Consider the following 13,573-nt stretch of genomic DNA (forward strand, 5'->3'; position numbering starts at 1 on the left):
GGGAAGGAACACAAGATTTTTTTATGACGCGTTTCGTGAGCTCGCTAACGATTCACATTAAACGCCTTGTTTTTTATAAGAAAAATCGCAATTGAAAAAATTTCAGTTATTTTTGCTACATTGGGAGCCCACCTGTCGCAATTTTCGTCTCTGCGAGGCGGGTTCCACCTTTCCTGCAATGCGGTGAAAATCCGCAAAAATGCAGGAATCAGCCTCGTATTTCGCATAAGTCAACGCTAACGCTGCGGTTCTCAGCCGATATAGTGTCGCCCTCAGGAGGCTCTATGTCGTTATCAGTGGTCTACACCCGTGCAGCACTTGGCATTACCGCGCCGCTTATTACCGTCGAGGTGCATATCAGTAATGGTTTACCCGGATTAACGTTAGTTGGCCTTCCGGAAACCACCGTCAAAGAGGCCAGAGATCGGGTGCGCAGCGCAATCATTAATAGTGGTTATGAGTTCCCGGCAAAAAAAATCACCATCAATCTTGCCCCTGCCGATCTGCCCAAAGAAGGCGGACGATACGATTTACCTATCGCCATTGCGCTTCTGGTGGCCTCTGAACAGCTTAACGGGGCAAAGCTGAGTCAGTACGAGTTTGTGGGTGAGCTGGCCCTCACCGGCGCGCTACGGGGAATTCCTGGTGCTATTTCGGGGGCGATGGAAGCCATCCGGGCCGGGCGGAGCATTGTCGTGGCGGAAGATAACGCCGCCGAAGTGGGATTGATTGGCGGCACCTGTTGTTTTATCGCAAATCATCTGCAGGAAGTCTGTGCTTTTCTGGAAGGAAAACACTCGCTGAGCCTGGCGCCGTCAACGCACGCAGAGGCTGCGGAATCGCCGCATGAGGATCTTCGCGATGTCATTGGGCAAAGTCAGGGAAAACGCGCACTTGAGATCACTGCCGCAGGCGGCCACAACCTGCTGTTCATTGGCCCGCCGGGAACTGGCAAAACGATGCTTGCCAGCCGACTGAATGGTTTGCTTCCCCCGTTGAGCAACGATGAAGCGCTCGAAAGTGCGGCAATCATTAGTCTGGTAAATGCGACGAGCGTTAAAGCACAGTGGCGTCAGCGGCCCTTTCGTTCTCCACATCACAGCGCATCGTTGAACGCCATGGTAGGAGGTGGATCCATACCCATGCCTGGCGAGATATCGCTGGCACACAACGGCATTCTGTTTCTTGATGAACTGCCGGAATTTGAACGGCGCGTGCTGGATGCGCTGCGGGAACCGATTGAATCCGGTCAGATCCACATTTCGCGAACCCGGGCAAAAATCACCTATCCGGCGCGTTTTCAGTTGATTGCCGCAATGAACCCCAGCCCGACAGGCCACTATCAGGGAAACCATAATCGCGCGACGCCGGAACAGACAATGCGCTATCTGGGCCGCCTGTCTGGCCCCTTTCTCGACCGTTTCGATCTCTCACTAGAAATCCCCCTTCCGCCGCCGGGACTGCTGAGCCATGCAACGAACAGTGGCGAAGACACCGCGACGATTCGGGAACGGGTGATACAGGCGCAGGCATGCCAGTATGCGCGGCAGCACAAACTCAATGCCCACCTGGAAGGAGGAGAAATACGGGAACATTGTCTGCTGAATGATGACGATGCGCTGTGGTTAGAACAAACGCTGACGCAACTGGGGTTATCAATCCGTGCATGGCAGCGCCTGCTGAAGGTGGCACGCACCATTGCCGATCTTGAACAGGCTACGCGCATTACACGGCAGCATCTGCAGGAGGCGTTAAGTTACCGGGCGATCGATCGCTTACTCATTCATTTGCAGAAACTGCTGGCATAAAAAAAGGGCCGCAGCCCTTTTTTTATTTAATCATCGCTTTCTGTGTAATCGTCAGAGCCTTCCATCTGCGGTTTACCACCGGACAGCGTATGGAAACGCTTCGGACGCTTAATCCGCGCCATATACTTGAACCATACACGCTCTGCTTCCGTGGTTGGTTCACGTTCACCGCGGCACACCGCAACAAATTGTTTCTCGTCTTCGGTTACAGGTTCGCGCTTACCCAGCTCCAGTTCGTTGAGGGCATAACCATAACGTTCAAGCAGTTGTGCCTCTTTGATGGTGAAATCACCATGACGGGAGAAACCACGCGGATAATTTTTATTGTCGAAAAAACGATTTGTCGTCGTAAAGCTTTCCGCCATCCTACACGCTCCTAATTCTTTGGCCGAGCTATTTATGGCGCGGAGTATTAGTTACGCTTGACAGAGTGTAAAACAAAAGATTTAAATCATAACGAAAAATAATTTTGCGGAGAAGGTTGTGGATACGGAATTGCTTAAAACTTTCCTCGAAGTCAGCAGAACTCGTCACTTTGGACGCGCTGCTGAAGCGCTCTATTTGACACAATCAGCCGTCAGTTTTCGCATCCGTCAGCTGGAAAATCAGCTCGGCGTAAATCTTTTTACCCGACATCGCAATAACATACGGCTTACGGCCGCCGGCGAAAAACTGCTGCCTTACGCAGAAACGTTGATGAACACCTGGCAAGCAGCGCGCAAAGAGGTTGCGCATACGTCACGACACAATGAATTCTCCATCGGTGCCAGCGCATCACTTTGGGAATGTATGCTGAATAGCTGGTTGGGCAGGCTCTACAAAACCCCCAATAATCTGCAGTTCGAAGCCCGAATAGCTCAACGCCAGTCGCTGGTTAAGCAATTGCATGAACGGCAGCTTGATCTGCTGATCACTACCGAATCGCCGAAAATGGATGAATTTAGCAGCCAGTTATTAGGCCATTTCACGCTTGCGCTTTATGCTGCAGAGCCTGCGCAAGTGAAGGCGGATCTCAACTATCTGCGCCTGGAATGGGGACCGGATTTTCAGCAACATGAGGTAGGCCTGCTGGCCAGCGATGATATTCCCAGCCTGACGACCAGCTCTGCGGAACTGGCGCGACAACAACTTTCTCCGCTTAATGGTTGTACCTGGTTACCCATGAGCTGGGCGAAAGAGAAAGGGGGATTACATACGGTGACAGACAGCGCAACGCTTTCCCGCCCGTTGTATGCCATCTGGCTACAAAACAGTGATAAACAGACGCAGCTCCGCGACATTCTGAAGACCAGTGTGCTGGATTAACCATGAGGGCGGAATGCCCTCATGAAGCGCTCGGTAAATAGCAGACAAAAAAAATCCTTTGCCGAAGCAAAGGATTATTTTTTATGGCAGGGGCGGAGAGACTCGAACTCCCAACACCCGGTTTTGGAGACCGGTGCTCTACCAATTGAACTACGCCCCTAATTAGGGTGGCGGAACGGACGGGACTCGAACCCGCGACCCCCTGCGTGACAGGCAGGTATTCTAACCGACTGAACTACCGCTCCACCGAAACTGTCTACAACGCCCGGTTTTACCCGGGTTACTGCTAAATGGATGCCTGGCAGTGTCCTACTCTCACATGGGGAAGCCCCACACTACCATCGGCGCTACGGCGTTTCACTTCTGAGTTCGGCATGGGGTCAGGTGGGACCACCGCGCTAAAGCCGCCAGGCAAATTCTTTGTGCTCAGTACGCAATAATTTATCGCATCCGCTGCGTTGGCTGCGCTCGTAAACTCAGTCACATACTTCTGTATGCTCCTTCCTTTCCTTCGCTTGCCGCCTTGCCGCTGCGCAAACTATTGCCTACTCTGAATCAATGCTGAAAATCTGTCTCTCACGCCAAAACAGCTTCGGCGTTGTAAGGTTAAGCCTCACGGTTCATTAGTACCGGTTAGCTCAACGCATCGCTGCGCTTACACACCCGGCCTATCAACGTCGTCGTCTTCAACGTTCCTTCAGGAGACTCTAGGTCTCAGGGAGAACTCATCTCGGGGCAAGTTTCGTGCTTAGATGCTTTCAGCACTTATCTCTTCCGCATTTAGCTACCGGGCAGTGCCATTGGCATGACAACCCGAACACCAGTGATGCGTCCACTCCGGTCCTCTCGTACTAGGAGCAGCCCCCCTCAATTCTCCAGCGCCCACGGCAGATAGGGACCGAACTGTCTCACGACGTTCTAAACCCAGCTCGCGTACCACTTTAAATGGCGAACAGCCATACCCTTGGGACCTACTTCAGCCCCAGGATGTGATGAGCCGACATCGAGGTGCCAAACACCGCCGTCGATATGAACTCTTGGGCGGTATCAGCCTGTTATCCCCGGAGTACCTTTTATCCGTTGAGCGATGGCCCTTCCATTCAGAACCACCGGATCACTATGACCTGCTTTCGCACCTGCTCGCGCCGTCACGCTCGCAGTCAAGCTGGCTTATGCCATTGCACTAACCTCCTGATGTCCGACCAGGATTAGCCAACCTTCGTGCTCCTCCGTTACTCTTTAGGAGGAGACCGCCCCAGTCAAACTACCCACCAGACACTGTCCGCAACCCGGTTTACGGGCCCACGTTAGAACACCAGCCATTAAAGGGTGGTATTTCAAGGGCGGCTCCATGCAGACTGGCGTCCACACTTCAAAGCCTCCCACCTATATCTACACATCAAGGACCAGTGTTCAGTGTCAAGCTATAGTAAAGGTTCACGGGGTCTTTCCGTCTTGCCGCGGGTACACTGCATCTTCACAGCGAGTTCAATTTCACTGAGTCTCGGGTGGAGACAGCCTGGCCATCATTACGCCATTCGTGCAGGTCGGAACTTACCCGACAAGGAATTTCGCTACCTTAGGACCGTTATAGTTACGGCCGCCGTTTACCGGGGCTTCGATCAGGAGCTTCGCCTTACGGCTGACCCCATCAATTAACCTTCCGGCACCGGGCAGGCGTCACACCGTATACGTCCACTTTCGTGTTTGCACAGTGCTGTGTTTTTAATAAACAGTTGCAGCCAGCTGGTATCTTCGACTGGTCTCAGCTCCATCCGCAAGGGACTTCACCTACGCACCAGCGTGCCTTCTCCCGAAGTTACGGCACCATTTTGCCTAGTTCCTTCACCCGAGTTCTCTCAAGCGCCTTGGTATTCTCTACCTGACCACCTGTGTCGGTTTGGGGTACGATTTCGTGTTACCTGGAGCTTAGAGGCTTTTCCTGGAAGCAGGGCATCTGTCACTTCAGCACCGTAGTGCCTCGTCATCACGCCTCAGTGTTAAAGCACTCCGGATTTGCCTGGAGCACACACCTGCACGCTTAAACCGGGACAACCGTCGCCCGGATGACACAGCCTTCTCCGTCCCCCCTTCGCAGTAACACCAAGTACAGGAATATTAACCTGTTTCCCATCGACTACGCCTTTCGGCCTCGCCTTAGGGGTCGACTCACCCTGCCCCGATTAACGTTGGACAGGAACCCTTGGTCTTCCGGCGAGCGGGCTTTTCACCCGCTTTATCGTTACTTATGTCAGCATTCGCACTTCTGATACCTCCAGCAGCCCTCACAGACCACCTTCAACGGCTTACAGAACGCTCCCCTACCCAACAACACTTAGTGTCGCTGCCGCAGCTTCGGTGCATGGTTTAGCCCCGTTACATCTTCCGCGCAGGCCGACTCGACCAGTGAGCTATTACGCTTTCTTTAAATGATGGCTGCTTCTAAGCCAACATCCTGGCTGTCTGGGCCTTCCCACATCGTTTCCCACTTAACCATGACTTTGGGACCTTAGCTGGCGGTCTGGGTTGTTTCCCTCTTCACGACGGACGTTAGCACCCGCCGTGTGTCTCCCGTGATAACATTCTCCGGTATTCGCAGTTTGCATCGGGTTGGTAAGTCGGGATGACCCCCTGGCCGAAACAGTGCTCTACCCCCGGAGATGAATTCACGAGGCGCTACCTAAATAGCTTTCGGGGAGAACCAGCTATCTCCCGGTTTGATTGGCCTTTCACCCCCAGCCACAGGTCATCCGCTAATTTTTCAACATTAGTCGGTTCGGTCCTCCAGTTAGTGTTACCCAACCTTCAACCTGCCCATGGCTAGATCACCGGGTTTCGGGTCTATACCCTGCAACTTAACGCCCAATTAAGACTCGGTTTCCCTTCGGCTCCCCTATTCGGTTAACCTTGCTACAGAATATAAGTCGCTGACCCATTATACAAAAGGTACGCAGTCACACCCCAAAGGGTGCTCCCACTGCTTGTACGTACACGGTTTCAGGTTCTGTTTCACTCCCCTCGCCGGGGTTCTTTTCGCCTTTCCCTCACGGTACTGGTTCACTATCGGTCAGTCAGGAGTATTTAGCCTTGGAGGATGGTCCCCCCATATTCAGACAGGATACCACGTGTCCCGCCCTACTCATCGAGTTCACAGCCTGTGTGTTTTTGTGTACGGGGCTTTCACCCTGTATCGCCGGCCTTTCCAGACCGTTCCACTGACACACATGCTGATTCAGACTCTGGGCTCCTCCCCGTTCGCTCGCCGCTACTGGGGGAATCTCGGTTGATTTCTTTTCCTCGGGGTACTTAGATGTTTCAGTTCCCCCGGTTCGCCTCGTAACACTATGTATTCATGTTACGATGATGCACCGAAGTGCACCGGGTTTCCCCATTCGGACATCGCCGGTTATAACGGTTCATATCACCTTACCGGCGCTTTTCGCAGATTAGCACGTCCTTCATCGCCTCTGACTGCCAGGGCATCCACCGTGTACGCTTAGTCGCTTAACCTCACAACCCGAAGATGTCTTGTTCTGTCCGGCTTGTTGCGCGTCGTGAATACTGCGTTGTTCCGTACTCGCGATGCTCATGGACATTAAGTCCACTGCGCTCGCTACGTGCGGTACGCCTTGTCTTCACTTCGCTCACATCACCTCTGACAGTGTTGTCTTCTGATTGCGAAAATTTGAGAGACTCACGAATAATCTTTCGACTATTCAGTGTTTCAATTTTCAGCTTGATCCAGATTTTTAAAGAGCAAAACTTCGCAGTGAACCTTTTCAGGCACACTCTGAAGTTTTCTTGTGTCGCAGTAAAGATGGTGGAGCTATGCGGGATCGAACCGCAGACCTCCTGCGTGCAAAGCAGGCGCTCTCCCAGCTGAGCTATAGCCCCATCGTGATTACCTCTGTACCGGTAATTTTTCCTGAGACAAGGCGCGCAACGGCGAAGCATACCTCAGTATGCGAGTCGTTTCGCAACGCAGTATTCAGGGAAAATTTGGTAGGCCTGAGTGGACTTGAACCACCGACCTCACCCTTATCAGGGGTGCGCTCTAACCACCTGAGCTACAAGCCTGCAGAGATTTTTTACTGCTGTATTTCATCAGACAATCTGTGTGAGCACTTCGAAGGCAGGTTCTTTCAGGTAAGGAGGTGATCCAACCGCAGGTTCCCCTACGGTTACCTTGTTACGACTTCACCCCAGTCATGAATCACAAAGTGGTAAGCGCCCTCCCGAAGGTTAAGCTACCTACTTCTTTTGCAACCCACTCCCATGGTGTGACGGGCGGTGTGTACAAGGCCCGGGAACGTATTCACCGTGGCATTCTGATCCACGATTACTAGCGATTCCGACTTCGTGGAGTCGAGTTGCAGACTCCAGTCCGGACTACGACATACTTTATGAGGTCCGCTTGCTCTCGCGAGGTCGCTTCTCTTTGTATATGCCATTGTAGCACGTGTGTAGCCCTGGTCGTAAGGGCCATGATGACTTGACGTCATCCCCACCTTCCTCCAGTTTATCACTGGCAGTCTCCTTTGAGTTCCCGACCTAATCGCTGGCAACAAAGGATAAGGGTTGCGCTCGTTGCGGGACTTAACCCAACATTTCACAACACGAGCTGACGACAGCCATGCAGCACCTGTCTCACGGTTCCCGAAGGCACATTCTCATCTCTGAAAACTTCCGTGGATGTCAAGACCAGGTAAGGTTCTTCGCGTTGCATCGAATTAAACCACATGCTCCACCGCTTGTGCGGGCCCCCGTCAATTCATTTGAGTTTTAACCTTGCGGCCGTACTCCCCAGGCGGTCGACTTAACGCGTTAGCTCCGGAAGCCACGCCTCAAGGGCACAACCTCCAAGTCGACATCGTTTACGGCGTGGACTACCAGGGTATCTAATCCTGTTTGCTCCCCACGCTTTCGCACCTGAGCGTCAGTCTTTGTCCAGGGGGCCGCCTTCGCCACCGGTATTCCTCCAGATCTCTACGCATTTCACCGCTACACCTGGAATTCTACCCCCCTCTACAAGACTCAAGCCTGCCAGTTTCGGATGCAGTTCCCAGGTTGAGCCCGGGGATTTCACATCCGACTTGACAGACCGCCTGCGTGCGCTTTACGCCCAGTAATTCCGATTAACGCTTGCACCCTCCGTATTACCGCGGCTGCTGGCACGGAGTTAGCCGGTGCTTCTTCTGCGGGTAACGTCAATTGCTGCGGTTATTAACCACAACACCTTCCTCCCCGCTGAAAGTACTTTACAACCCGAAGGCCTTCTTCATACACGCGGCATGGCTGCATCAGGCTTGCGCCCATTGTGCAATATTCCCCACTGCTGCCTCCCGTAGGAGTCTGGACCGTGTCTCAGTTCCAGTGTGGCTGGTCATCCTCTCAGACCAGCTAGGGATCGTCGCCTTGGTGAGCCGTTACCCCACCAACTAGCTAATCCCATCTGGGCACATCTGATGGCATGAGGCCCGAAGGTCCCCCACTTTGGTCCGAAGACGTTATGCGGTATTAGCTACCGTTTCCAGTAGTTATCCCCCTCCATCAGGCAGTTTCCCAGACATTACTCACCCGTCCGCCGCTCGCCGGCGGGGAAGCAAGCTTCCCCCCGCTGCCGCTCGACTTGCATGTGTTAGGCCTGCCGCCAGCGTTCAATCTGAGCCATGATCAAACTCTTCAATTTAAGTTTGATGCTCTAAGAATTAAACTTCGTAATGAATTACGTGTTCACTCTTTGAGACTTGGTATTCATTTTTCGTCCGAGGACGTCAAGAATCCATGTCACTCCGAGTGCCCACACAGATTGTCTGATAAATTGTTAAAGAGCAGTTGCCGCTTCGCTTTTTGTCAGCGGCGCGGGGTGTGCATAATACGCTTTCCCGCTATGAAGTCAACATGTTATTTCGGTTAACTTCACCTGACAGGCCGGTGTGTTTGCCGTTGTGCCGTGTCAGTGGAGGCGCATTATAGGGAGTTCTGTGGCGTTGACAAGCCCTCTTTTCAAAAAACTTTTCAACCGCCTTATTTTTGTCCAAAGTGCGACTAAACCGCCAGATTTTCGAGCGTTTCGAAACCGTAACGGCGCAAAACGGGTAAAAGTTGTTCAGTCTCCGGCGTCAGCGCCATACAAAAGGCGATATTGGCATCCGTAGATTTCGCATCCGGCGCTTCATGTTCCAGTAGCCAGGCCGTTCGACGCGCAATCGCCGCTCCGGAATCCACCAGACGAGTCCCTTCCGGCAGCACCTGCAGTAACTCATCCTGCAATAACGGGAAATGTGTACAACCCAGCACGACAGTATCCGGCGGTTCCGGCATCCGTAGCCACGGGCGCAAAATGCGGCGCAATTCCTCAAGCGAGACCGGTTTGCCATGCAGTTTGGCTTCGGCCAGCACCACCAGCTCTGCCGACCCCAGCATTTCGATGTGGCATTCATTGGCAAAACGATCGATCAGCTCGCGGGTATAAGGACGTTTCACCGTGCCGCGCGTCGCCAGCAAACCGACAATGCCATTCGCCGTCAGACGTGCCGCCGGTTTAATCGCCGGAACCACCCCCACTACCGGGAAAGCAAATTTTTCGCGCAGCGCAGGAAGAGAAACCGTACTGGCGGTATTGCAGGCAATCACTGCGAGGGAAAGCGGATAACGTTGCTGGACCGCCGTCACGATCTCAACAACGCGCTCGACAATAAAATCTTCGCTCTTCTCACCATACGGGAAAGCGACATTGTCGAAAGCATAGATATAATGCAGATCCGGCAGCAGATGCCGGATCTCATCATAGACCGACAACCCACCGACACCAGAGTCAAAGACCAGTACGGTGGGACGTGGATCAGAAGGTGTAGCTGCCAGACAAGGTGTATTCTCGTCCTGCAGTTTGATAGCCATAAACCGTCTCGTAATCTTTATCGAACAGGTTTGCTATTTTACCACGAACTGTCAGGTGAGAGGTGACCGGATATGAAACTGCGACATCCCACAAACTTACGCCACCCAGTTTGACTTCACGATAGGGATACGAACTAAAGTCATCGTCATAGCGCGTGCCGAGGTAGCGATAGGCGAGATTCCAGTCGAGATCCCACACCTGCCAGTCCAGCTGATATTTCACCTGCTGTTTGGAGCGGCGCTTAAGCACTTCGTTGGTTATTGCGTTGCGCGGGTCGACATAGTCATAAGAGATTTGATGCGCCAGCGGACCAGTATCAAACTGCGCTGTGGCTTCGATCCCTTCGATACGCGCCTTGTCGACGTTGTAATAACGGTAGTTCGCGTCATAACCAATCAGGTTATCAACATCATTTCGATACGCGCTGATACGCCAGTTTACTGGCCCCGTCAGGCCTTCGAAGCCCCCTTCCCACTGCTTGCTCTCTTCCGGCTTAAGATCCGGATTGCCATAGTCTGCGCTGTGGATCTGGCTCATGGTTGGCGCTTTGTAGGCGGTACCGTATGAACCCACGATGCGGTAACCTTCAATAAACTCCCAGGCCGCACTGGTTTGCCAGGTGCCATGGTCGCCAAAGTTAGAGTTATCGTCATGGCGGGCCGCCGCTTCCAGCGTCACGCTATTGAACTGCTGCATCGCAGACAAGAAAACGCCGGTATTACGCTGCTCGTAGCCTTTATCCAGATAGCCGGTTCCCGCCTGGGTTTTCTGTTTCTGCCAGTCGAGACCCGCGCCAATGTTACCGTGACCCACCGTGAAGGTATTCAGCCACTGGGTGGTGTATTGCTTCACATCATCCAGGGTGGCGGAATCGGCATAGCGGCCTTTGCTCGGGTCATAGTTAATATCTTTGCTGCGGCCATAACCCGCCACCAGTTGAGACTGGTAGATACCCTGGTTGAATCGCAATCCGGTATCCCAGTTCTGGCTGTAGAGCTGGCGCGTATCCGGCGTGCCATCCGCAGTAAACGAGGCATAACCGTCATAGGCGGTACGATTGTCATAGCCATAACCACGCACAAATCCGCTCAGGTTATCGGTGAGTTGCTGCTCGACAGAACCGAACAGAGACTTACTCATAAAGCCGTCGCGATCGGGCTGACGCGGCGCATCATTCGCGCCAATATCAAAACCACGGGTATAGGTGTAGTTACCCCCCATGGTAATTTTGGTTTTGTCGATTTCCTGCTGGAAGGCGCCGTCATAGGACTGGTAGCCGTTAGAGCCCATGCTCGCGGAGATCTCCGCGCCTGGCTTATCACGCCCGGTGATAATGTTGATCACCCCGCCAATAGCATCCGAGCCATACAGCGCTGAACGTGGGCCGCGAATGTATTCGATACGTTGGATCAGGGAGACCGGGATCTGGCTCAGGTCAGGCGCGTTACTGATCCCGGCATTGTTTAATGGAATACCGTCAATGAGCACCAGCACATGGCGTGCCTCGGTTCCACGGATGTAGGTCGAAGACTGCGCCCCCATACCGCCGCTTTGCGCAATATCCACACCAGGCAGACGCTGCATAATTTCATCAACACTTTTTGCCTGCCAGCGTTCGATATCTTCGCGGGTGACAACGGACGTCGGGGCCAGAACAGTATTCACAGGTTGTTGAAAACGGTTTGCTGTGACGATCAGCGTGTCAGGGGTGGCATCCTGCGCCCAGACGGAAAAAGCCGTGGCGGACAAGGCCGTCCACAGCGATACTTTTTTAATCATTGTAAAAGCATCCACAATATAAGAAGGATGCCGCAGGCCTCATCTATAGCACGCGATGATGAAACCAAATGCGACGTGATCCCGGCAGGTCTTCGGGCTGGGTGGCGTTTTACGGATGAAGACTTCCCGTTTTCACAGTGTCTGTTGCTCTCATCCCGCCAGTCTTTACCGCTGCGCGTCAGCTCCAGATTTGCACTGGATTCCCTTTTCACTCTCAGGAGACCGGAAACAGAATGCTACAATTGCGGCATATAGATGTCCAGACTGCTATTAACCATTATGTCTGGACATCCCCGGCACAATCCCTACAATCGCCGCGTACTTTTATGAATCAGGATGCACCATGACCCCCGAACACCTTCCTACCGAACAATACGACGCGCAGCTGGCTGAGAAAGTCGTCCGCCTGCAAAAAATGATGGCGCCTTTTGACGCGCCGGTTCCGGAAGTGTTTCGTTCGCCAGTGAGTCATTACCGCATGCGTGCCGAATTCCGCCTGTGGCACGACGGTGACGACCTGTATCACATCATTTTCGATCAACAGACGAAATCGCGTATTCGCGTCGACAGCTTCCCGGCGGCCAGCGAGCTTATCAACGCGCTGATGACCGCCATAATCGCTGGCGTACGCAACAACCGTGTGCTGCGCCACAAGCTGTTCCAGATTGACTATCTGACCACCATCAGCAATCAGGCGGTGGTTTCGCTGCTGTATCACAAAAAGCTTGACGACGAATGGCGTCGTGAAGCCGAAGCGTTGCGCGATGCGCTGCGTGCGAAAAACCTCAACGTGCATCTGATTGGCCGGGCGACAAAAACCAAAATCGCGCTCGATCAGGATTTCATTGATGAGCGTTTGCCGGTCGGTGGGCGCGAAATGATCTATCGCCAGGTGGAAAACAGTTTCACCCAGCCGAATGCGGGCATGAATATTCAGATGCTGGAATGGGCGCTGGATGCGACAAAAGACGCGACAGGCGATCTGCTGGAGCTTTATTGCGGCAACGGGAATTTCTCGCTGGCGCTGGCGCGTAATTTTAACCGCGTGCTGGCGACAGAAATCGCCAAACCGTCGGTCGCTGCAGCCCAGTACAACATCGCGGCTAACCACATTGATAACGTGCAGATCATCCGTATGGCGGCGGAAGAGTTTACCCAGGCGATGAACGGCGTGCGCGAATTCAACCGTCTTCAGGGCATTGATCTGAAGAGTTATCAGTGTGAGACGATTTTTGTTGATCCCCCGCGCAGCGGGCTGGATAGCGAGACGGAGAAGATGGTACAGGCGTACCCGCGTATTCTGTACATTTCCTGTAATCCGGAAACGTTGTGTAAGAATCTGGAAACGTTAGGCCAGACGCATAAGATGGCTCGTCTGGCGTTGTTCGATCAGTTCCCCTACACCCATCATATGGAGTGCGGGGTTCTGCTGGAACGGAAGTAAGCGAACGGACTGGCCCTCAACAGGAGAGGGCCAGCGCATCAGACCTCTTCCATGCGGCCCAGCAGAGCCTGCAAACGCTCCTGCCAGCCGTTCTGCTGCTCGCGCAGGTGGCTGTTTTCGCGCTCCAGCTCTTCGCGGCCATGCTGCGCAGACTGCACTTCCTGCGCCAGCGAATTATTCTTTTCTTTCAGCTCTTCGATTTCCATCTGCAGTAACGTGATGGTATCAATCGCCTGCTGTACTTTGGCTTCAAGTTTCTCAAACACTTCTAATGACATCGTCATACCTCTCCTGAACTTGCAAGGCGTTGATAGCAACCCAAAGATATCGGGTTTA

7 protein-coding genes, 4 tRNA genes, 3 rRNA genes and 1 riboswitch are annotated in these 13,573 nt (G+C 53.2%); of the genes, 3 read left to right on the plus strand and 11 right to left on the minus strand.

The features are described 5' to 3' along the window. Positions 1-284 precede the first annotated feature (284 nt). Positions 285-1,808: a YifB family Mg chelatase-like AAA ATPase gene (locus QMG90_RS21265; RefSeq protein ID WP_283281733.1), complete on the plus strand. Its 1,524-nt coding sequence runs from the start codon at positions 285-287 to the stop codon at positions 1,806-1,808. Positions 1,809-1,834: 26 nt separating this feature from the next. Here the strand turns inward: QMG90_RS21265 and QMG90_RS21270 are convergent, their stop codons facing one another. Next, positions 1,835-2,173: a MaoP family protein gene (locus tag QMG90_RS21270; RefSeq protein ID WP_038160338.1), complete on the minus strand. Its 339-nt coding sequence runs from the start codon at positions 2,171-2,173 to the stop codon at positions 1,835-1,837. An 88-nt stretch (positions 2,174-2,261) separates the two neighbouring features. On the opposite strand from QMG90_RS21270, the gene hdfR reads away from it, so the two are divergent. Beyond that, positions 2,262-3,113 (plus strand): HTH-type transcriptional regulator HdfR, encoded by an 852-nt coding sequence (hdfR, locus tag QMG90_RS21275; protein ID WP_430381694.1) that lies wholly within the window; start codon positions 2,262-2,264, stop codon positions 3,111-3,113. 84 nt (positions 3,114-3,197) lie between these two features. Here hdfR and QMG90_RS21280 read toward each other — a convergent pair. From QMG90_RS21280 to btuB, 9 genes are all read right to left on the minus strand, one after another. Then, a tRNA-Trp gene (locus tag QMG90_RS21280) sits at positions 3,198-3,273 on the minus strand. An 8-nt stretch (positions 3,274-3,281) separates the two neighbouring features. After that, positions 3,282-3,358 (minus strand) — tRNA-Asp (locus QMG90_RS21285). Between the two features lie 51 nt (positions 3,359-3,409). Then, positions 3,410-3,525 (minus strand): 5S ribosomal RNA (gene rrf / locus QMG90_RS21290). 190 nt (positions 3,526-3,715) lie between these two features. After that, positions 3,716-6,623, minus strand: a 23S ribosomal RNA gene (locus tag QMG90_RS21295). A gap of 308 nt (positions 6,624-6,931) precedes the next feature. After that, positions 6,932-7,007, minus strand: a tRNA-Ala gene (locus QMG90_RS21300). Positions 7,008-7,113: 106 nt separating this feature from the next. Continuing rightward, a tRNA-Ile gene (locus tag QMG90_RS21305) sits at positions 7,114-7,190 on the minus strand. A gap of 70 nt (positions 7,191-7,260) precedes the next feature. After that, a 16S ribosomal RNA gene (locus QMG90_RS21310) occupies positions 7,261-8,802 on the minus strand. The 16S, 23S and 5S rRNA genes sit together here with 4 tRNA genes alongside, the layout of an rRNA operon. A 359-nt stretch (positions 8,803-9,161) precedes the next feature. Beyond that, positions 9,162-10,013: a glutamate racemase gene (gene murI, locus QMG90_RS21315; RefSeq protein WP_283281738.1), complete on the minus strand. Its 852-nt coding sequence runs from the start codon at positions 10,011-10,013 to the stop codon at positions 9,162-9,164. Next, on the minus strand, positions 9,958-11,793 hold the full coding sequence (btuB, locus tag QMG90_RS21320) for a TonB-dependent vitamin B12 receptor BtuB (protein WP_283281740.1): 1,836 nt from the start codon (positions 11,791-11,793) through the stop codon (positions 9,958-9,960). Before btuB ends, murI begins: the two co-directional genes overlap by 56 nt. Positions 11,794-11,859: 66 nt before the next feature. Next, positions 11,860-12,035, minus strand: a riboswitch (cobalamin riboswitch). A gap of 101 nt (positions 12,036-12,136) precedes the next feature. On the opposite strand from btuB, the gene trmA reads away from it, so the two are divergent. Further along, on the plus strand, positions 12,137-13,237 hold the full coding sequence (gene trmA / locus QMG90_RS21325; protein WP_283281742.1) for a tRNA (uridine(54)-C5)-methyltransferase TrmA: 1,101 nt from the start codon (positions 12,137-12,139) through the stop codon (positions 13,235-13,237). 38 nt (positions 13,238-13,275) lie between these two features. Here the strand turns inward: trmA and zapB are convergent, their stop codons facing one another. Next, on the minus strand, positions 13,276-13,521 hold the full coding sequence (gene zapB, locus QMG90_RS21330) for a septal ring assembly protein ZapB (protein WP_152958659.1): 246 nt from the start codon (positions 13,519-13,521) through the stop codon (positions 13,276-13,278). Positions 13,522-13,573: the final 52 nt, after the last annotated feature.

Origin of the sequence: Trabulsiella odontotermitis (genome assembly GCF_030053895.1) — a bacterium.
Classification (GTDB): Bacteria; Pseudomonadota; Gammaproteobacteria; order Enterobacterales; family Enterobacteriaceae; genus Trabulsiella; species Trabulsiella odontotermitis_C.